Annotated in this window: 24 protein-coding genes; 19 read left to right on the plus strand and 5 right to left on the minus strand. The window is 68.8% G+C overall.

Annotated elements, in window-relative coordinates:
• Positions 1-30: 30 nt before the first annotated feature.
• The 3 genes from AB0E24_RS20360 to AB0E24_RS20370 form a co-directional block, all read right to left on the minus strand.
• The gene (locus AB0E24_RS20360; protein ID WP_359378701.1) at positions 31-2,151 is read right to left on the minus strand and encodes a hypothetical protein; all 2,121 of its coding nucleotides are present in this window, start codon (positions 2,149-2,151) and stop codon (positions 31-33) included.
• Positions 2,148-2,981, minus strand: coding sequence for a hypothetical protein (locus AB0E24_RS20365; protein WP_167502735.1), 834 nt, complete (start codon positions 2,979-2,981; stop codon positions 2,148-2,150). The genes AB0E24_RS20360 and AB0E24_RS20365 overlap by 4 nt, the downstream gene beginning before the upstream one ends.
• Before the next feature lie 243 nt (positions 2,982-3,224).
• A complete protein-coding gene (locus AB0E24_RS20370) occupies positions 3,225-3,947 on the minus strand; it encodes a Crp/Fnr family transcriptional regulator (RefSeq protein ID WP_079258573.1) in 723 nt (240 codons plus the stop codon).
• A 391-nt stretch (positions 3,948-4,338) separates the two neighbouring features.
• Here AB0E24_RS20370 and rpsL point away from each other — a divergent pair, with 391 nt between their 5' ends.
• The 4 genes from rpsL (at position 4,339) to tuf (ending at position 8,762) form a co-directional block, all read left to right on the plus strand.
• A complete protein-coding gene (rpsL, locus tag AB0E24_RS20375; RefSeq protein WP_014054153.1) occupies positions 4,339-4,710 on the plus strand; it encodes a 30S ribosomal protein S12 in 372 nt (123 codons plus the stop codon).
• A gap of 2 nt (positions 4,711-4,712) precedes the next feature.
• Positions 4,713-5,183 carry a 30S ribosomal protein S7 gene (gene rpsG / locus AB0E24_RS20380; RefSeq protein WP_014178748.1) on the plus strand — a complete coding sequence of 157 codons (471 nt, stop codon included), beginning with the start codon at positions 4,713-4,715 and terminating at the stop codon, positions 5,181-5,183.
• A 38-nt stretch (positions 5,184-5,221) separates the two neighbouring features.
• A complete protein-coding gene (gene fusA, locus AB0E24_RS20385) occupies positions 5,222-7,342 on the plus strand; it encodes an elongation factor G (protein ID WP_206333051.1) in 2,121 nt (706 codons plus the stop codon).
• 226 nt (positions 7,343-7,568) lie between these two features.
• On the plus strand, positions 7,569-8,762 hold the full coding sequence (gene tuf / locus AB0E24_RS20390) for an elongation factor Tu (RefSeq protein WP_069865218.1): 1,194 nt from the start codon (positions 7,569-7,571) through the stop codon (positions 8,760-8,762).
• 56 nt (positions 8,763-8,818) lie between these two features.
• Here the strand turns inward: tuf and AB0E24_RS20395 are convergent, their stop codons facing one another.
• Positions 8,819-10,981, minus strand: a complete 2,163-nt coding sequence (locus AB0E24_RS20395; protein WP_359378708.1) for a PIG-L family deacetylase — start codon at positions 10,979-10,981, stop codon at positions 8,819-8,821.
• A 146-nt stretch (positions 10,982-11,127) separates the two neighbouring features.
• On the minus strand, positions 11,128-12,117 hold the full coding sequence (locus AB0E24_RS20400; protein WP_069865214.1) for a GNAT family N-acetyltransferase: 990 nt from the start codon (positions 12,115-12,117) through the stop codon (positions 11,128-11,130).
• Positions 12,118-12,600: 483 nt separating this feature from the next.
• Between AB0E24_RS20400 and rpsJ the strand changes: the two genes are divergently transcribed.
• The 15 genes from rpsJ (at position 12,601) to AB0E24_RS20475 (ending at position 19,440) form a co-directional block, all read left to right on the plus strand.
• Complete coding sequence (gene rpsJ / locus AB0E24_RS20405) at positions 12,601-12,909, plus strand: 30S ribosomal protein S10 (protein WP_003948644.1); 309 nt, start codon at positions 12,601-12,603, stop codon at positions 12,907-12,909.
• 13 nt (positions 12,910-12,922) lie between these two features.
• Positions 12,923-13,567: a 50S ribosomal protein L3 gene (rplC, locus tag AB0E24_RS20410; protein WP_069865644.1), complete on the plus strand. Its 645-nt coding sequence runs from the start codon at positions 12,923-12,925 to the stop codon at positions 13,565-13,567.
• Positions 13,568-13,577: 10 nt separating this feature from the next.
• On the plus strand, positions 13,578-14,237 hold the full coding sequence (gene rplD, locus AB0E24_RS20415) for a 50S ribosomal protein L4 (protein WP_069865212.1): 660 nt from the start codon (positions 13,578-13,580) through the stop codon (positions 14,235-14,237).
• A complete protein-coding gene (rplW, locus tag AB0E24_RS20420) occupies positions 14,237-14,563 on the plus strand; it encodes a 50S ribosomal protein L23 (protein WP_069865211.1) in 327 nt (108 codons plus the stop codon). The genes rplD and rplW overlap by 1 nt, the downstream gene beginning before the upstream one ends.
• A gap of 48 nt (positions 14,564-14,611) precedes the next feature.
• Positions 14,612-15,448, plus strand: a complete 837-nt coding sequence (rplB, locus tag AB0E24_RS20425) for a 50S ribosomal protein L2 (protein ID WP_069865209.1) — start codon at positions 14,612-14,614, stop codon at positions 15,446-15,448.
• A gap of 12 nt (positions 15,449-15,460) precedes the next feature.
• Positions 15,461-15,742, plus strand: coding sequence for a 30S ribosomal protein S19 (gene rpsS / locus AB0E24_RS20430; protein ID WP_020869258.1), 282 nt, complete (start codon positions 15,461-15,463; stop codon positions 15,740-15,742).
• 43 nt (positions 15,743-15,785) lie between these two features.
• Entirely contained in the window at positions 15,786-16,133 is a 348-nt protein-coding gene (gene rplV, locus AB0E24_RS20435; RefSeq protein ID WP_059148970.1) for a 50S ribosomal protein L22, read from the plus strand.
• Positions 16,133-16,960 carry a 30S ribosomal protein S3 gene (gene rpsC, locus AB0E24_RS20440; protein WP_069865208.1) on the plus strand — a complete coding sequence of 276 codons (828 nt, stop codon included), beginning with the start codon at positions 16,133-16,135 and terminating at the stop codon, positions 16,958-16,960. The genes rplV and rpsC overlap by 1 nt, the downstream gene beginning before the upstream one ends.
• 5 nt (positions 16,961-16,965) lie before the next feature.
• The gene (gene rplP / locus AB0E24_RS20445; protein WP_014178774.1) at positions 16,966-17,385 is read left to right on the plus strand and encodes a 50S ribosomal protein L16; all 420 of its coding nucleotides are present in this window, start codon (positions 16,966-16,968) and stop codon (positions 17,383-17,385) included.
• On the plus strand, positions 17,385-17,609 hold the full coding sequence (gene rpmC, locus AB0E24_RS20450; RefSeq protein WP_009715874.1) for a 50S ribosomal protein L29: 225 nt from the start codon (positions 17,385-17,387) through the stop codon (positions 17,607-17,609). The genes rplP and rpmC overlap by 1 nt, the downstream gene beginning before the upstream one ends.
• Complete coding sequence (rpsQ, locus tag AB0E24_RS20455; protein WP_014054172.1) at positions 17,609-17,896, plus strand: 30S ribosomal protein S17; 288 nt, start codon at positions 17,609-17,611, stop codon at positions 17,894-17,896. The genes rpmC and rpsQ overlap by 1 nt, the downstream gene beginning before the upstream one ends.
• A gap of 99 nt (positions 17,897-17,995) precedes the next feature.
• The gene (rplN, locus tag AB0E24_RS20460; RefSeq protein ID WP_003998823.1) at positions 17,996-18,364 is read left to right on the plus strand and encodes a 50S ribosomal protein L14; all 369 of its coding nucleotides are present in this window, start codon (positions 17,996-17,998) and stop codon (positions 18,362-18,364) included.
• A 3-nt stretch (positions 18,365-18,367) separates the two neighbouring features.
• Entirely contained in the window at positions 18,368-18,691 is a 324-nt protein-coding gene (gene rplX / locus AB0E24_RS20465; protein ID WP_030835110.1) for a 50S ribosomal protein L24, read from the plus strand.
• Positions 18,691-19,251 (plus strand): 50S ribosomal protein L5, encoded by a 561-nt coding sequence (gene rplE, locus AB0E24_RS20470; RefSeq protein ID WP_020869255.1) that lies wholly within the window; start codon positions 18,691-18,693, stop codon positions 19,249-19,251. Before rplX ends, rplE begins: the two co-directional genes overlap by 1 nt.
• A gap of 3 nt (positions 19,252-19,254) precedes the next feature.
• The gene (locus tag AB0E24_RS20475) at positions 19,255-19,440 is read left to right on the plus strand and encodes a type Z 30S ribosomal protein S14 (protein ID WP_003948630.1); all 186 of its coding nucleotides are present in this window, start codon (positions 19,255-19,257) and stop codon (positions 19,438-19,440) included.
• Positions 19,441-19,481 lie beyond the last annotated feature (41 nt).

Below are 19,481 nucleotides of genomic sequence, written 5' to 3' on the forward strand. Positions count from 1 at the left end.
AGGTCAACTCCTCGGGTGGATCAGGGCGGGTCAACGGGACGGGAGGGCGGACAGCAGCCGGGCCGCGGCCTCGGGCGGCGGCCCGCCGTGTTCGCCGGGCAGGGTGCGCAGCAGATGGCTGAGGCGGGCGGCGTCCTGCGCGGTGACGGCCAGGGCCGGGAGCAGCGCGGTGAGGGCTTCCTCGGCGGACGGGTGCCGATCGGCCTCGTACACCCATGAGCGCAGCGCGTTGAGCGCGGCCTTGGTGTGCTCGGGGTCGGCGAGCGCGGCGCGCCACGGTCCGGCGAGCGCGCCGATGCCGGACGGGGTCCGGTCCTCGTCCTCGGCGAACCACGCCAGCAGCCCGTCCTCCTGGGCCTCGCACGCGGTCAGGAAGGCGGAGAGGACGAGGGCGCGCACCGGCGGGGCGTCCTTCAGGAAGCCGCCCAGCTCGGTGAGCGTGGCCCTGCGGTCGCCCGCGGACAGCAGCAGCGCCGTGGACTGGATGAAATGGTTCCGTTCGCGTTCGTCGCTCCCGCCGAGGCGGATACGGGCGGCGATCGCCTCCAGGGCCTGTCCGGTCTGCTCCGGCCGCAGCGGTACGAGCAGCGCATAGGCCCGCACCGCCGTCCAGCGACGGGCCGGATGGTCGTCCAGACACCACTGGCTGAGGATGCGGGGGACCGCGGGCGCGCCCAGCAGATGGCTGAGGGTCAGGGTGTTGGCCGCGATCAGCCGGGGCGCGTAGCCACGGGCGGTGGCCCAGCCGTCGATGAGCAGGGCCATGGCCGACGGCAGGTCGGCGGCGGTGAGCATCGCGGCGGTGGCGGCGGCCCGGGTGCGCACCACGGGGCGGCCGTCCCGGGCCAGCCCCTGGATCCAGCGGATCAGCGCCGGACGCGCGGACGGATGGCCGGTCCACACCTCCTCCAGCAGGGTGCGGGCGATGCGGTCGTCCTGGAACCGGGCCACGAACTGGGGCACCTGGCCCCATTCGGTGCTCTCGTACTCCTCGTAGCCGCAGGCGCGGGCGAGTCGCAGCCGGTCGGCGATGGCCGGGCCGAAGACCGGGATCTCCGGCGTCCGCGCGGGGTCCTCGGTCTCCTGGAGCAGCACATAGAGCTGGTCGGCGAGTTCGGCGGCCAGCGGGTACGGGGCCTGGTCGAAGACCGCGAGCGATATCAGGAAGGACTTGTCGCGCAGGGACAGCTGCTCGTTGCCGAACCACTGCCGGACCTGCTCCTCCACACTGGCGCGGCTGAAGGCGGCCAGCTCCTCCAGGCTGCCGGACCCCCTGTCGTACGCGGCGACCTCCTCGGCGAAGCCGCGCACCTCCCACAGCTGATGGGCGTGGGCGAGGAAGTCGCGCACCGGGCTGAGGCCCAGCAGCCGCTCGACGGCGGACTCTTCGCCCACGTGATGGCGGAGGTGGGCGCGCAGCACGGCCGCGGCGGAGGGCGGCTCCCAGCGGACGGGGGTGATGCCGGTGAGGGCGGCGGTGGATTCAAGGGTGATCACCATATGGCCGTTCCGCTTGCGGAGCTTGTCCTGGACGGCCAGCAGATGGTTGTACTTCAGCGGCTTGCCCCGGCTCAGGGCCAGGTCGCACAGCACATGGCCGGGGGCGTCGCCCAGCTGGTCGCGGAGGGCGGCGGGCGGCGTCTCGGCGTCGAGCGCGCGAACGGTGGTGATGCCCAGGCGGTGCAGCAGCATCAGCGCGGCGGCGCGGCGGCCGGTGGAGTGGGCACCGGTCAGGACGACGATCCGCTCGGCGCGGAGGCGGTCCAGGGCCGTGGCGAAGGGGCCGCTCTCCTCGAAGACCGCGGCGAGGCCCTCGACCTCCTCGGCGGGGATCTCACCGGAGGCGTGCGCGGGCCCCGCCGAGCCGTAGTAGTGGTGGCTCTCGGTCTTGCCGCCCATGAACACATCGCCGTCGACCCGGCCGCCGGACACCCCGTGCTGGCTGCCGCCGACCAGCGATCCGCCGAAGGAGGCCGACGCCTTGAACATGAACTCCGGGGCGTGGTCGTACAGTTCGCGGCGGGCGGCACGGGCCTCCTGGGGCCGCTCCTCGGGCTCGGCCGCCACCGCCGAGAGGTCCGGTGGCGCGACGGGTTCGGACGCGGCCGGTTCCCCGGTGCGCTCCGGTGCCGGGGCCTCTGCCGCGCTCATCGCGTACCGCCCTGGTCCGTGCCGCCGAGGTGCACATCGCCGTGGACCGTGCCGCCGGATACGCCGTGCTGGTCGCCCGCGACGAGGCTGCCGCCGAAGGAGGGGGTGCCTCCGGAGAAGTGGAAGGTGGCGCCGGGCCCCTGGGACGCCGGGCCCGCGGCCGGTGCCTGAGCGGCGGCCGGTTCCCGAGCGGCGGGCGCCGCCGCGTCCTGGCCCGGGGCCGGATCGGCGGTCGGGGCGGCGTCCGGCGGGGCCGTCTTCGGCAGCGGCCCGTGCAGCCACGCGCCCAGCGGGCCGTTCTTGCTCTCCAGGGTGACCGGGTGGAACTCCTCCGGGGCGATCCCGGGGTGCCCGTGCCGGACGATGCCCTGGTGGATGGATTCGGAGACACAGAGCGCGAAGTCGTCCGTCCGCTCGCGCAGCGCGGCGCGCAGCAGCTTCGCGTCCAGCAGCCGGCAGGCGTGGTTGAGGTCGGAGCCGACCCAGCCGCCCTGGCCGTCGATGGCCACGAACCCGGTGGCCAGCACGGACCTCAGCCGGATCTGGGCGCTGCTGGACGCCATCCGGTTGACGGTGCGCAGCTGGGCCGGGGCCTCGGTGAGCAGGGACCGCAGCAGCGCGATGGGCGAGGCGTCCGCGTCGATGAGCTCCATGACGGAGTCGCCGCGGTCGGCCCGGAGCCGCTTGGTCTCCTCGACACCGGCCGCCGCCAGGGTGCGGTCGGCGATGTCGTAGAGCATGCGCCGCAGATATGCCTGCTCCACGTCATCGCGGTCGCTGTACCGCTCGATGTCGAAGAGCAGGATCGTTCGGTTGACGGGATGGGTCATGATCGCCTCCACTCGGTCGCCTGGTCCGACGGCAGCGTCGCGCGGTCGGGGAGGTGGGGGTGAGGGCGGATGACGCAGTCGGACTGTGACCGCGTACACACAACGCGTCCGCGAGAGGGTCCGAGCGGACCGGCCCGGACGGGGCGGCCGGAGCGAGTCGGCCCGAGCGGGCCAGCCGGAGCATGTCAGCCGGAGTGGGTCAGCCCTGGCGGGGCGGCCCGAGCGAGTCGGCCCGAGCGCGGCTCAGCCCGAGCGGGCGACCTTCCGCAGGATGTCCGGCCGGAGGATCACCAGGGCCTTGCGCCCGGTCATCACGACCTGGCGCTCCCGCAGTTCCTTGAGGAGCCGCTGCACCATTTCGCGGGAGGCCCCGATGGACCCCGCGAGCTCCTGCTTGCTGAGCGGTACGGCCAGCTCGATGCCCTTGTCGGTACGTCGGCCATGCGACCTGGCGAGGTCGAGGAGCAGGACCGCGAAGCGTTCGCGCACGGTCAGCGAGGCGAAGTCGAGGCGGCGGCGGTCGGCGGCGCGCATCCGGTCGCTGGTCAGGGTGAGCAAGGTCAGCGAGGCTTCCGGGGAGTGCTCGAGGAAGAGCCGGAAGCGCTCGTGCTCGACCGCCACGGCCTCGACGCGCTCCAGGGCGGTGACCGTCGCCGAGCGCGGACGGCCGGTGAGGGCGGATGACTCGCCGATGATGTCGCCGGGGCCGCGCAGGGCGAGCAGCGCCTCGTAGCCGTTGGCGGCGGAGGCGGTGACCTTGGTCCAGCCGTGCAGGATCAGCAGGATGTGGGACGAGGGTTCGTTCTGGTGGATGATCGACGCCCGGGGCGTGAAGTCGAGTACCCTGCCCAGGGCGAGCAGTGCGGAGCGCTCTTCGCGCTCCAGCCGTGCTAAGAAGGGCACGCGGTCGTCGAGCCCACTGTCCTCGGGAATTCCCGTTCGGGCCGTGCTCCCGCTGTGTGTCATGATCCGGCTCCCCCCAAAGTGTCATGAATAGATCAACGTACCGAATTCACTCCCTATACAGGGAGTGACCCGCCTTGGTTCACTCGATCCGAGGGCGATCGCGCGGCGGATAAATCCGGCGTGTCGGGGCCCTCTGCATTTGTTTTGACCGAAGTCGGTGAGGTAGGTACGCTCAGACCTTGTGCCTGGGGTGTGCCCGGGTCCTTGCGTGTGCGCCCCCGGTCTACGGCGGGGAGGTGCCCCAGCACGCGAGGGGCCGAGGTGTCGACACCAACAATCTGCACTCTCTGACTTTCGCAGAGGGCTGCGATGCGCGACACACCCGACCGCGTGGGTCGGAGAAACCCCAGGTTAGCTTTACCGAGACTGGCACACAGAAACCGGAGAAACGGTGCCTACGATCCAGCAGCTGGTCCGCAAGGGCCGCCAGGACAAGGTCGAGAAGAACAAGACCCCCGCCCTCGCGGGGTCGCCGCAGCGCCGTGGTACATGCACCCGCGTGTTCACCACGACGCCGAAGAAGCCGAACTCGGCGCTCCGCAAGGTCGCGCGTGTCCGGCTGAGCAGTGGGATCGAGGTCACCGCCTACGTCCCGGGTGAGGGGCACAACCTCCAGGAGCACTCCATCGTGCTCGTGCGTGGCGGTCGTGTGAAGGACCTGCCGGGTGTTCGTTACAAGATCATCCGCGGCTCCCTCGACACGCAGGGCGTCAAGAACCGCAAGCAGGCTCGCAGCCGCTACGGCGCCAAGAAGGAGAAGTAAGAATGCCTCGTAAGGGCCCCGCCCCGAAGCGCCCGGTCATCATCGACCCGGTCTACAACTCCCCCCTGGTGACCTCCCTCATCAACAAGGTGCTGCTGAACGGCAAGCGCTCCACCGCCGAGCGCATCGTCTACGGCGCCATGGAGGGTCTGCGGGAGAAGTCCGGCAACGACCCGGTCATCACCCTCAAGCGCGCGCTGGAGAACGTGAAGCCGACCCTCGAGGTCCGCTCCCGTCGTGTCGGTGGCGCCACCTACCAGGTGCCGGTCGAGGTCCGTCCCGGCCGCTCCTCCACCCTCGCCCTGCGCTGGCTGGTGGGCTACTCGCGCGCGCGTCGTGAGAAGACCATGACCGAGCGGCTCATGAACGAGCTGCTGGACGCCAGCAATGGTCTGGGCGCCTCCGTCAAGCGGCGTGAGGACACCCACAAGATGGCCGAGTCCAACAAGGCCTTCGCGCACTACCGCTGGTAGTCGCTACCCCATCGAGAACCGAGAGAAGACTGAGCCATATGGCCACCACTTCACTTGACCTGGCCAAGGTCCGCAACATTGGGATCATGGCCCACATCGACGCGGGCAAGACGACCACCACCGAGCGGATCCTGTTCTACACCGGCGTGAGCTACAAGATCGGTGAAGTTCACGACGGCGCTGCCACCATGGACTGGATGGAGCAGGAGCAGGAGCGCGGCATCACGATCACGTCGGCCGCGACGACTTGTCACTGGCCGCTTGAGAACGTCGATCACACCATCAACATCATCGACACCCCGGGGCACGTCGACTTCACCGTCGAGGTGGAGCGTTCACTGCGCGTGCTCGACGGTGCCGTGACCGTGTTCGATGGCGTCGCCGGTGTGGAGCCGCAGTCCGAGACGGTGTGGCGTCAGGCGGACCGCTATGGCGTTCCGCGTATCTGCTTCGTGAACAAGCTCGACCGTACGGGCGCCGAGTTCCACCGCTGCGTCGACATGATCACGGACCGGCTGGGTGCCCAGCCGCTGGTCATGCAGCTGCCGATCGGCACCGAGGCCGACTTCAAGGGCGTGGTCGACCTCGTCCGGATGCAGGCGCTGGTCTGGTCCGCCGAGGCGACCAAGGGCGAGATGTACGACACCGTCGACATCCCGGAGACCCACAAGGAAGCCGCCGACGAGTGGCGCGGCAAGCTGCTCGAGGCCGTCGCCGAGAACGACGAGGAGATGATGGAGCTGTACCTGGAGGGCGAGGAGCCCTCCGAGGAGCAGCTGTACGCGGCGATCCGCCGTATCACCATCGCCTCCGGCAAGGGTGGCGGCATCACCATCACCCCCGTGTTCTGCGGCACCGCCTTCAAGAACAAGGGCGTTCAGCCCCTGCTCGACGCGGTTGTGCGGTACCTGCCCTCGCCGCTCGACATCGAGGCGATCGAGGGCCACTCGGTCAAGGACCCCGACGAGATCGTCAAGCGCAAGCCGTCCGAGGACGAGCCGCTGTCGGCCCTGGCGTTCAAGATCGCGAGCGACCCGCACCTGGGCAAGCTCACCTTCATCCGTGTGTACTCCGGCCGCATGGACGCCGGCACCCAGGTGCTGAACTCCGTGAAGGGCAAGAAGGAGCGCATCGGCAAGATCTACCGGATGCACGCGAACAAGCGTGAGGAGATCGACTCGGTGGGTGCCGGCGACATCGTCGCCGTCATGGGTCTGAAGCAGACCACCACCGGTGAGACCCTCTCCGACGCGTCGAACCCGGTGATCCTGGAGTCGATGGACTTCCCGGCCCCGGTCATCGAGGTGGCCATCGAGCCCAAGTCCAAGGGTGACCAGGAGAAGCTGGCCGTCGCGATCCAGCGGCTTGCCGAGGAGGACCCGTCCTTCCGCGTCAAGACCGATGAGGAGACCGGCCAGACGATCATCTCCGGCATGGGCGAGCTCCACCTCGACGTGCTGGTCGACCGTATGCGCCGCGAGTTCAAGGTCGAGGCCAACGTCGGCAAGCCGCAGGTGGCCTACCGCGAGACGCTGCGCAAGCCGGTCGAGCGGTACGACTACACGCACAAGAAGCAGACTGGTGGTTCCGGCCAGTTCGCCAAGGTGCAGATCGCGCTGGAGCCGCTCGAGGGCGATGGCTACGAGTTCGAGAACAAGGTCACCGGTGGCCGTATCCCGCGGGAGTACATCCCGTCCGTGGACGCGGGCTGCCAGGAGGCCATGGAGTTCGGCGTGCTCGCGGGCTACCCGCTGACCGGTGTGAAGGTCACCCTGCTCGACGGTGGCTACCACGAGGTCGACTCGTCCGAGATGGCGTTCAAGATCGCCGGTTCGATGGCCTTCAAGGAGGCCGCCCGCAAGGCCAGCCCGGCCCTGCTCGAGCCGATGATGAAGGTCGAGGTCACCACACCCGAGGACTACATGGGTGATGTGATCGGCGACATCAACTCCCGTCGCGGGCAGATCCAGTCCATGGAGGACCGGAGCGGCGCCAAGCTGGTCACCGGCCTGGTTCCGCTGTCGGAGATGTTCGGCTACGTGGGCGACCTGCGCAGCAAGACGTCCGGCCGCGCCAGCTACTCCATGCAGTTCGACTCCTACGCCGAGGTTCCGCGGAACGTCGCCGAGGAGATCATCGCGAAGGCCAAGGGCGAGTAAGGCGGGTTCATCCGCATTCCTCACCCTTTAGGCTGGAAGCACAAGGCATCGGGGCATTCCGTCGTGGAGCGCGTTCACCGCGTTTCACGGCGGGTCCCGGGAGCCGGCCCCCCAGACGAATACGGCGAAGGGCATCCCCCTCGGGGTCCTGGCCGGTTCGGTAAGACCACCTGAACCCATCCGCAAAGCGTGGATGCGTACAGAACCACTCCACAGGAGGACCCCAGTGGCGAAGGCGAAGTTCGAGCGGACTAAGCCGCACGTCAACATCGGCACCATCGGTCACATCGACCACGGTAAGACCACGCTTACCGCTGCGATCACCAAGGTGCTGCACGACGCGTACCCGGACCTGAACGAGGCCTCGGCCTTCGACCAGATCGACAAGGCTCCTGAGGAGCGCCAGCGCGGTATTACCATCTCCATCGCGCACGTCGAGTACCAGACCGAGTCGCGTCACTACGCGCACGTCGACTGCCCCGGTCACGCGGACTACATCAAGAACATGATCACCGGTGCCGCGCAGATGGACGGCGCCATCCTCGTGGTCGCCGCCACCGACGGCCCGATGCCGCAGACCAAGGAGCACGTGCTTCTCGCTCGCCAGGTCGGCGTGCCGTACATCGTTGTCGCCCTGAACAAGGCCGACATGGTGGACGACGAGGAGATCCTGGAGCTCGTCGAGCTCGAGGTCCGTGAGCTGCTCTCCGAGTACGAGTTCCCGGGCGACGACGTCCCGGTCGTCAAGGTCTCGGCGCTGAAGGCGCTCGAGGGCGACGCCGAGTGGGGCAAGTCCGTCCTCGACCTGATGAAGGCCGTCGACGAGTCGATCCCGCAGCCGGAGCGCGACGTCGACAAGCCGTTCCTGATGCCGATCGAGGACGTCTTCACCATCACCGGCCGCGGTACGGTCGTCACCGGCCGTATCGAGCGCGGTGTGCTGAAGGTCAACGAGAACGTCGACATCATCGGCATCAAGCAGGAGAAGACCTCGACCACCGTCACCGGTATCGAGATGTTCCGCAAGCTGCTCGACGAGGGCCAGGCCGGTGAGAACGTCGGTCTGCTGCTCCGTGGCATCAAGCGCGAGGATGTCGAGCGCGGCCAGGTCATCATCAAGCCGGGTTCGGTCACCCCGCACACCGAGTTCGAGGCTCAGGCGTACATCCTGTCCAAGGACGAGGGTGGCCGTCACACGCCGTTCTTCAACAACTACCGTCCGCAGTTCTACTTCCGTACCACGGACGTGACGGGCGTTGTGACCCTCCCCGAGGGCACCGAGATGGTCATGCCGGGCGACAACACCGAGATGTCCGTCCAGCTGATCCAGCCGGTCGCCATGGAGGAGGGCCTGAAGTTCGCCATCCGTGAGGGTGGCCGGACCGTCGGCGCCGGCCAGGTCACCAAGATCGTCAAGTGACCTGACGCTCCCCGGAGCAAAGAGCCCCGCTCGCCTTTGGCGAGTGGGGCTCTTTCCTATGCGCGTGAGGTGGGCCGTGGATGCCAGATCCAGGGGATGGCGTCCGGGGCCATGCCCACCACGCGGACGCCCTGGCGGCCGCCCTCCGCCAGCAGTGCCGGGGCGCCGACCGGGATCAGACGGCCGGGGGAGCGCAGCGGTCTGGCGTTTGGGCCGGTGCCGTACTGGACCTGGACCTCGCCGCTCAGGTCCCGGCCGACCAGCAGTAATGTCCGCGTCTCGCGCCGCCCGGACGGTTCGGTCACGGTGTGGGCGACGATCGCGCCGTAGCCCTCGAAGTGCCGCACGGTGAGCGAGGTTTCGCCGTGCACGGCGGGCACGGTGGCCGCGGGGGCGCGGTAGACCAGAGTGAGCGTGCCGTCGGGCGCCACGGCGGCGCCCAGCTGATCCCCGCCGGGGCGCGGCAGACCGGACGGCGGGCGCGGGGTGACCGGGCTGCCGTCCCACTCCTGGGCCCAGTGGTGGACGGTGTCGCGGCCGGGGGCGAGGACATGGACGCGCCCCTCGGCGTCCAGCAGCGCGGTCAGCCCGTCCTGGATCTCGCCGCCGCCGAGCCGCTGCCAGGGACTCCAGCGGCCGCTCGCGTCCCGTACGCGGGTGGCGAGGCCCTTGTCCGCGGTCCGTACGAACAGATGCACCCGGCCGTCCGGGGTGGCCACCGCCGCCGGGCAGCCGACCCGGCGGCCGTGCTCGCTGTCGGTCTCGGGGGTGCCGAGCCCGGTCCAGGGGCGGAACGGGCCGTCCAGGCGGCGCTGTTCCAGCGCCACGATCTCGCGGAGTCCGGCCGCGCCCCGCCCGCCCAGCGCCGAGAACCGCAGGGCGAAGAGCGTCTGCCGCCCCGCGCTGTCCCGCACCGCGGCGAGCGCGGGGGCGAGCGGTCCGCCGCCGAGCCCCAGCGGCGCCCCGAACCGCCCGCTGCCGGGCGCCGTCTCGCGCCACCGCACGGCCTGGGTGCCGAGCACGCCGTACGCCACGAGTCGGCCCTGGGCGTCGACGGTGGGGGTGGGCAGGGCGGTGGGGTAGCGGTAGTGGGTGGAGCGGATCCAGCCCTTGCGGTTCCGCAGCGGGCGCACACCGCCCTGGCTGTAGTCGCCGCAGCCGGCCGCGTTTCCGCAGTCCCAGTCCGGCGCGCCGCCGTAGGACTTGATCGCCCGCGCCTTCTGGGCGAGCAGGGCGGGCGGCAGATTGTGCGGCCAGCGCTGGTTGTAGTAGCCGCGGAACGCGGTGGTGGTGAAGCGCGGGGCGTGCTGGTCCCGCTGGGTGGACGCGGCCACCCACTGGGCGATCGCCTTCCAGGTGAACAGCGCGACCGGGGTGTGGTCGCGGTGGTCCGAGCAGCCCGGCTGATCGTTGTCCCGGGGGTGCAGGGCGTCGTGCACCTGGAAGTCGGGGTCCGGATCCAGCGTGTGGATCAGCGTGGGCCGATAGCGGTCCATGATCTCGGCGAGCACGTCGACCAGCGTCTGATGGCCGTACGAACTCGGGTGCGTCACGGGGGAGCCGGCGGCCGGCAGGGTGTGCGTCACGGCGCCGGGGGCGTTCCACAGCGCGGGAAGCCGTACGCCGCCGTCCGACAGCATCGCGATGTTGAGGAAGATCAGCCGTACCCCGCGGCCGCCGTTCGCGAGGGTGTTGGTCTCCGCCGTGACCCCGCCGGGCAGCCGTAGCACCGACCGCTCCCAGGGCGCGAACTGGTTCAGCCCCAGCATCTGCGCGTACGCCTGCCGCAGCCCCTGGTGGCGGGAGGCGGAGTAGGCGGCCTTGTCTGCGGGCGGGATCGGCGTTCCGGCCTGGTGGTTGATTCCCCGGGCCTCACCGGCCGTGACGTACACGCAGACCACCGGCACGCCGGAGCGCAGCACCTGCTCGGCGTCCGGGTTCATGAAGTACAGATCGTCGTCGGGGTGCGCCATGACCTGGAGCAGCAGCGCGTCCTTGTCGCCCACTGCCGAGGTGAAGGGCTCGGCCGCCCCGGGCGCGCTCGCCTGCGCGGGCCCGGTGGGTACGGAGGCGGCGGTGCCCGGACGGCCGGCGCTGCATCCGGCGATCCCGGCGATCCCGGCGGCCCCGGCGGTTCCCGCGGCGCTGAGCGCCGCCAGCGCGGTGAGCGTCTGCCTGCGGGTGGTTCCCGTGCCCCGCGGTGTCCATCGACTGTTCAATTCGGTGACCCTGTCACTTCGGCAGCGCGTGGTATCCGGCTGCTCCGAGTGAAGGGACGGTTGGTGATCTTGACAGGTTGTCCGCCGACCGGGAGGTATCGGTCACAGAACGGACACATCGCCGGGCGCCACGGCCCCCGGCCGTCTCAGTCGGCGATCAGCACCCCGAGCACCGCGAGCCAGCAGGCCGCGACCAGCACGGGCAGCAGCATCATGATCGCGCCGGTCGGGGACACCTTCAGATAGGCGGACCGCGGGTCATCGGTGCGGCGGTTCACGATCCGCTCGCCGCCGTGCCAGGCCATGTACTCCTCGAGGTCGATCACCGCCTCCTTGCGCGCCAGGAGGTACTGACGTCCGAAGCGCAGCATCAGCGAGAAGCCCAGCGACACTCCGATGCCGATGACCGCGATGATCATCGCGAGCCCCTTGCCGAGGCTGCCGCCCGCGCCCTCCTTGCCGAGGCAGAAGGCGGTGGCGGCCGCGAGGCCCGCGGTGATGTAGAAGAAGTTGTTCAGCTTCTGCCAGTTGAGGTTGTCCTCGTGCTTGTAGAGGTCCACCGCGATCCCGTACTGCGCGTGGAGCATCGCCTCCCGCGGTTTGCGCCACACCCACACCACCCGGGGCAGCCCGTCCGGCGGGGTCAGCCGGGTCAGCTCCTGGAAGCCCAGCTTGTGGTGGAAGCGCGCGGACGCGTCGTTGGGGGGATCGTTGACCACGGCGGCGATCACGGGGCTCTCGTCCCACTGGTCGAGGACGTGGTAGTAGAGCATCGAGGCGATACCGCCCCGCGCCGCATCCTGGGCCACACAGATCTGCTTGATCACCAGGAAGTTTCCGAGGGTGGTCTTGATCCGGCGGTTCAGCCATTCGTCCGGCTCGACCCGGTCGGAGCTGTAGGCCAGCAGGAACGCCAGCACCTGGCCGCCCTTGACCGCCACATAGAAGTGCTCGGCGGTCTCCAGCCGGGCGCGGTAGTCGGCCTCGCTGTACGCCGAGACCAGGAAGCCGCCCTCCACCGACCCCGGGGTGCCGTCCGGCCGGTTCAGGCTCCGTGACTCGGCGAGCCGGGCGATCTGCTCCACATGCTCCTCGCCCGCCCGTAAGATCTCCACCCGCAGCGGTACACCGGCCATCCCGATCCCCCTCTTCTCGGCGCGCCGAACCTACCGTGGGCGCGGTTATTCGTACCAGGATGCGGACCGAGCCCGGGGGAGGTCGGCGTGGGTTTGAGCGCTCACCCGCAGGGGGTATCCTTCCTGGCCCCCTGATTGGCGTCGGCGCCGCCCGCTATGGCACACTGACCAGGTTGCTCGGTTGAGTGCCGATGCTGCGCGCCTCCCGCCGGGAGGACCGGAAGCGAGTCCCACAGTACTCGTCGCCCCTGATCAGGGGCGGAAGTACGGGAATCTTCCGGGAAGTGTCAGCGGGGCCCCGGCCAGGCGCCCGGTGGGTGACTTTCTCCCCCAGCAAACCCCCTTCACCAGGGATCTCCAATCGCGGAGATTTATGAGAAGGACTGCGACACGCCCGACCGCGTGGGTCGGGAGTGGGGTGGAGCGGGACGCGAACGCCACCGGGTCCCAGAGCGTTACGAGAGACAGGACTACGAAGTAGCCATGGCGGGACAGAAGATCCGCATCCGGCTCAAGGCTTACGACCACGAGGTCATCGACTCCTCGGCGAAGAAGATCGTCGAGACGGTGACCCGGACTGGTGCGTCGGTCGCGGGCCCGGTGCCGCTGCCCACAGAGAAGAACGTGTACTGCGTCATCAAGTCGCCGCACAAGTACAAGGACTCGCGCGAGCACTTCGAGATGCGTACGCACAAGCGCCTCATCGACATCCTCGACCCCACGCCGAAGACGGTTGACTCGCTCATGCGTCTCGACCTGCCGGCCGGCGTCGACATCGAGATCAAGCTCTGAGGTGACGCGCGAGATGGCTAAGCAGATCAAGGGCGTCCTGGGCGAGAAGCTCGGTATGACGCAGGTGTGGGACGAGAACAACCGCGTCGTCCCGGTCACCGTCGTCAAGGCCGGTCCCTGCGTCGTTACCCAGGTCCGTACCGCTGACGCGGACGGCTACAGCGCCGTCCAGATCGCCTTCGGCGAGATCGACCCGCGCAAGGTGAACAAGCCCCTCAAGGGCCACTTCGCCAAGGCCGATGTGACCCCGCGCCGCCACCTGGTGGAGCTGCGTACCACCGACGCCGGTGAGTACACGCTCGGCCAGGAGGTCACGGCCGAGGTGTTCGAGTCCGGTGTCAAGGTCGACGTGACCGGCACCAGCAAGGGCAAGGGCACCGCCGGTGTCATGAAGCGCCACGGCTTCGCCGGCCTCGGCGCCGGCCACGGCACCCAGCGCAAGCACCGCTCGCCGGGCTCCATCGGTGGCTGCGCCACCCCGGGCCGCGTGTTCAAGGGCCTGCGCATGGCCGGCCGTATGGGCAATGAGCGGGTCACCACCCAGAACCTGACCGTCCACGCCGTTGACGCGGAGAAGGGTCTGCTCCTGATCAAGGGAGCGGTTCCTGGTCCGAACGGCGGCCTCGTCCTGGTCCGCACCGCGGCCAAGGGGGCCTGAGGTAAAAGCCATGACTACCAGTACCGTTGACATCCTTTCGCCGGCAGGCGACAAGGCCGGGTCCGTCGAGCTCCCCGCTGAGATCTTCGACGCGCAGGTCAGCGTTCCGCTGATCCACCAGGTCGTCGTCGCCCAGCTGGCCGCCGCCCGCCAGGGCACGCACAAGACCAAGACCCGCGGTGAGGTCCGGGGCGGTGGCAAGAAGCCGTACCGCCAGAAGGGCACCGGCCGCGCGCGCCAGGGTTCGACCCGCGCGCCGCAGTTCGCCGGCGGTGGCGTCGTGCACGGCCCCGTGCCGCGCGACTACAGCCAGCGCACCCCGAAGAAGATGAAGGCCGCCGCGCTGCGCGGTGCCCTCTCCGACCGGGCGCGTCACGAGCGGATCCACGTCGTGACCGGCGTGGTCGACGGCGAGATCTCCACCAAGGCCGCGAAGGCCCTGCTGGGCAAGATCAGTGAGCGTAAGAACGTGCTCCTGGTCGCCGAGCGGACCGACGAGGCCGCGTGGCTGTCCGCCCGCAACCTGCCCCAGGTGCACATCCTGGAGCCGGGCCAGCTGAACACGTACGACGTGCTCGTCTCCGACGACGTGGTCTTCACCAAGACCGCCTTCGAGTCCTTCGTGGCTGGTCCCAAGGCCGCTGAGAAGACCGAAGGGAGCGCCGCCTGATGACTGAGGCGACCGCTGTCACCAGCAAGACCTTCACCGACCACCGCGATGTGCTCGTCAAGCCGGTGGTCTCGGAGAAGAGCTACGCGCTGCTGGACGAGAACAAGTACACGTTCATCGTCGACCCGCGCGCGAACAAGACCCAGATCAAGCAGGCCGTCGAGGCGGTCTTCTCGGTCAAGGTCACCGGGGTCAACACGATCAACCGGCAGGGCAAGCGCAAGCGCACCCGCACCGGTTTCGGCAAGCGCAAGGACACCAAGCGCGCCATCGTGACCCTCGCCGAGGGCGACCGTATCGACATCTTCGGCGGCCCGACCTCCTGACGGGGGCCGGAATCGTCCAGAAGTCCGGAATCTTCCGAGGACTGAGAAATGGGTATCCGCAAGTACAAGCCGACGACCCCGGGCCGTCGTGGCTCCAGCGTCGCCGACTTCGTCGAGATCACGCGGTCCACGCCGGAGAAGTCGCTGGTCCGCCCGCTGCACAGCAAGGGTGGTCGTAACAACGCCGGCCGCATCACGGTCCGCCACCAGGGTGGCGGTCACAAGCGTGCGTACCGCGTGATCGACTTCCGCCGTCACGACAAGGACGGCGTCCCGGCGAAGGTCGCGCACATCGAATACGACCCCAACCGCACCGCGCGCATCGCGCTGCTGCACTACGCCGACGGCGAGAAGCGCTACATCCTCGCCCCGCGTGGCCTGAAGCAGAACGACCGGATCGAGAACGGCCCGGGCGCCGACATCAAGCCCGGTAACAACCTCTCGCTGCGCAACATCCCGGTTGGTACCACGCTCCACGCCATCGAGCTGCGGCCCGGCGGCGGCGCGAAGTTCGCCCGCTCCGCGGGTGCCTCCGTGCAGCTGCTGGCGAAGGAGGGCTCCATGGCCCACCTGCGCATGCCGTCCGGTGAGATCCGCCTGGTCGACGTCCGCTGCCGCGCCACCGTCGGCGAGGTCGGCAACGCCGAGCAGTCGAACATCAACTGGGGCAAGGCCGGCCGCATGCGCTGGAAGGGCGTCCGCCCGACCGTTCGTGGTGTGGTGATGAACCCCGTCGACCACCCGCACGGTGGTGGTGAGGGCAAGACCTCCGGTGGTCGCCACCCGGTCTCGCCGTGGGGTCAGAAGGAGGGCCGTACGCGCTCGCCGAAGAAGGCCAGCAACAAGTACATCGTCCGCCGCCGCAAGACGAACAAGAAGCGCTAGGAGCGGGTTCAGATGCCGCGCAGTCTCAAGAAGGGGCCCTTCGTCGACGACCACCTGATCAAGAAGGTGGACACGCAGAACGAAGCAGGCACCAAGAACGTCATCAAGACCTGGTCCCGCCGCTCGATGATCGTCCCGGCCATGCTCGGCCACACGATCGCGGTGCACGACGGCCGCAAGCACGTCCCGGTGTTCGTCACCGAGTCGATGGTCGGCCACAAGCTCGGCGAGTTCGCGCCGACCCGCACCTTCCGCGGCCATGAGAAGGACGACCGCAAGTCGCGTCGTCGCTGATCAGCGGAGTGCGAAGACTATGACTGACACCGAAGGGACAACCATGGAAGCCAGGGCCCAGGCGCGGTACATCCGCGTCACGCCCATGAAGGCCCGCCGCGTGGTGGACCTCATCCGTGGCATGAGCGCCACGGAGGCTCAGGCGGTCCTGCGTTTCGCCCCGCAGGCCGCGAGCGTGCCGGTCGGCAAGGTGCTGGACAGCGCCATCGCCAACGCCGCGCACAACTACGACCACACCGACGCCGACAGCCTCTTCATCTCCGAGGCGTACGTCGACGAGGGCCCGACCCTGAAGCGGTTCCGTCCGCGTGCCCAGGGGCGTGCCTACCGGATCCGCAAGCGGACCAGCCACATCACCGTGGTCGTCAGCAGCAAGGAAGGAACCCGGTAATGGGCCAGAAGGTAAACCCGCACGGGTTCCGGCTCGGCATCACCACCGACTTCAAGTCGCGCTGGTACGCCGACAAGCTGTACAAGGACTACGTCAAGGAAGACGTCGCCATCCGCCGGATGATGACGAAGGGCATGGAGCGCGCCGGTATCTCCAAGGTGGAGATCGAGCGCACCCGTGACCGCGTCCGCGTCGACATCCACACCGCCCGGCCGGGCATCGTCATCGGCCGCCGCGGCGCGGAGGCCGACCGTATCCGCGGCGAGCTGGAGAAGCTGACCGGCAAGCAGGTGCAGCTGAACATCCTCGAGGTCAAGAACCCCGAGATCGACGCTCAGCTGGTGGCCCAGGCCGTCGCCGAGCAGCTCTCCTCCCGCGTCTCCTTCCGTCGTGCGATGCGCAAGTCGATGCAGAGCTCGATGAAGGCCGGCGCCAAGGGCATCAAGATCCAGTGCGGTGGCCGTCTCGGCGGCGCCGAGATGTCCCGCTCGGAGTTCTACCGCGAGGGCCGGGTGCCCCTGCACACGCTCCGGGCCAACGTCGACTACGGCTTCTTCGAGGCCCGTACGACCTTCGGCCGCATCGGCGTCAAGGTGTGGATCTACAAGGGCGATGTGAAGAACATCGCCGAGGTCCGCGCCGAGAACGCCGCCGCCCGCGCCGGCAACCGCCCGTCGCGCGGTGGCAGCGACCGCCCGCAGCGCCGTGGTGGCGAGCGCGGTGGCCGTGGCCGTAAGCCGCAGCAGCAGCAGAGCGCTCCCGCCGAGGCCCCCAAGGCCGAGGCCACCGCCGCTCCGGCTGCTGAGAGCACCGGAACGGAGGCCTGACCGACATGCTGATCCCTCGCAGGGTCAAGCACCGCAAGCAGCACCACCCCAAGCGGTCCGGTATGGCCAAGGGCGGTACGGAGCTGGCGTTCGGCGAGTACGGCATCCAGGCCGTCACCCCGGCGTACGTCACCAACCGTCAGATCGAGGCCGCTCGTATCGCGATGACCCGCCACATCAAGCGTGGCGGCAAGGTCTGGATCAACATCTACCCGGACCGTCCGCTGACGAAGAAGCCTGCCGAGACCCGTATGGGTTCCGGTAAGGGTTCGCCGGAGTGGTGGATCGCGAACGTCAAGCCCGGTCGGGTGATGTTCGAGCTGTCCTACCCGAACGAGAAGACTGCGCGTGAGGCGCTCACCCGCGCTGCTCACAAGCTCCCGATGAAGTGCCGGATCGTTCGGCGCGAGGCAGGTGAGTCGTGATGGCGGCCGGTACCAAGGCGTCCGAGCTGCGTGAGCTGAACAACGAGGACCTCGTTGGCAAGCTCCGTGAGGCCAAGGAAGAGCTGTTCAACCTCCGCTTCCAGGCGGCCACCGGACAGCTCGAGAACCACGGCCGGCTGAAGGCCGTCCGCAAGGACATCGCCCGGATCTACACCCTGATGCGGGAGCGCGAGCTCGGCATCGAGACGGTGGAGAGCGCCTGATGAGCGAGACGAATGTGACTGAGAACGCAACGCAGAACCGCGGCTTCCGCAAGACCCGTGAGGGTCTGGTCGTCAGCGACAAGATGGACAAGACCGTCGTCGTCGCCGTCGAGGACCGCGTCAAGCACGCGCTGTACGGCAAGGTCATCCGCCGTACCAACAAGCTCAAGGCGCACGACGAGCAGAACGCCGCGGGTGTCGGCGACCGCGTCCTCCTGATGGAGACCCGGCCGCTGTCCGCGACCAAGCGCTGGCGCGTCGTCGAGATCCTCGAGAAGGCCAAGTAATTCCTGCGGGGATTCCCCCGCAGGCAGTTCCGCCAGGCTCGGCGGGGGTCTGATCCATCAGGCCCCCGCCGGGAACCGGCAGACGATCAGGAGATAGACGTGATCCAGCAGGAGTCGCGACTGCGTGTCGCCGACAACACGGGCGCGAAGGAGATCCTTTGCATCCGTGTTCTCGGTGGCTCCGGTCGCCGCTACGCGGGCATTGGTGACGTCATCGTCGCCACCGTCAAGGACGCGATCCCCGGTGGCAACGTGAAGAAGGGTGACGTCGTCAAGGCGGTCATCGTGCGCACCGTCAAGGAGCGCCGCCGCCCGGACGGTTCGTACATCCGCTTCGACGAGAACGCGGCCGTCATCCTCAAGAACGATGGCGACCCCCGCGGCACCCGTATCTTCGGCCCGGTGGGCCGTGAGCTGCGCGAGAAGAAGTTCATGAAGATCATCTCCCTCGCGCCGGAGGTGCTGTAACCGATGAAGATCAAGAAGGGCGACCTGGTCCAGGTCATCACCGGTAAGGACAAGGGCAAGCAGGGCAAGGTCATCGCGGCCTTCCCGCGCGAGGACCGGGTCCTGGTCGAGGGTGTCAACCGGGTCAAGAAGCACACCAAGGCCGGACAGACCGCTCGTGGTTCGAAGACCGGCGGCATCGTGACGACCGAGGCCCCGATCCACGTGAGCAATGTGCAGCTCGTGGTGGAGAAGGACGGCAAGAAGGTCGTCACCCGCGTCGGATACCGCTTCGACGACGAGGGCAACAAGATCCGCGTTGCCAAGCGGACCGGTGAGGACATCTGATGACTGCCACCACCACTGCACCGCGCCTCAAGGCGCGCTACCGCGAAGAGATCCAGGGCAAGTTGCAGGAGCAGTTCTCCTACGAGAACGTCATGCAGATCCCGGGTCTGACCAAGGTCGTGGTCAACATGGGTGTGGGCGACGCCGCCCGCGACTCCAAGCTGATCGAGGGCGCCATCCGCGACCTCGCCACGATCACCGGCCAGAAGCCCGCCGTCACCAAGGCCCGTAAGTCCATCGCGCAGTTCAAGCTGCGTGAGGGCCAGCCGATCGGCGCCCACGTCACCCTCCGCGGTGACCGCATGTGGGAGTTCCTGGACCGCCTGGTGTCGCTCGCGCTGCCGCGCATCCGCGACTTCCGCGGTCTGTCGCCGAAGCAGTTCGACGGCCGGGGCAACTACACCTTCGGTCTCACGGAGCAGGTCATGTTCCACGAGATCGACCAGGACAAGATCGACCGCGTCCGGGGTATGGACATCACCGTGGTGACCACGGCGACCAACGACGAAGAGGGCCGCGCCCTGCTGCGTCACCTCGGCTTCCCGTTCAAGGAGGCGTGAGCCGTGGCGAAGAAGGCTCTCATTGCCAAGGCCGCCCGCAAGCCCAAGTTCGGCGTGCGTGGGTACACGCGCTGCCAGCGCTGCGGACGTCCGCACTCCGTGTACCGCAAGTTCGGCCTGTGCCGCGTGTGCCTTCGTGAGATGGCTCACCGTGGCGAGCTGCCGGGCGTGACCAAGAGCTCCTGGTAATCCGTCCAAACGGACGGATACCGGGCTCTCGGTAAGCAAAT

Source organism: Streptomyces malaysiensis subsp. malaysiensis, from assembly GCF_040653035.1.
Classification (GTDB): Bacteria; Actinomycetota; Actinomycetes; order Streptomycetales; family Streptomycetaceae; genus Streptomyces; species Streptomyces malaysiensis.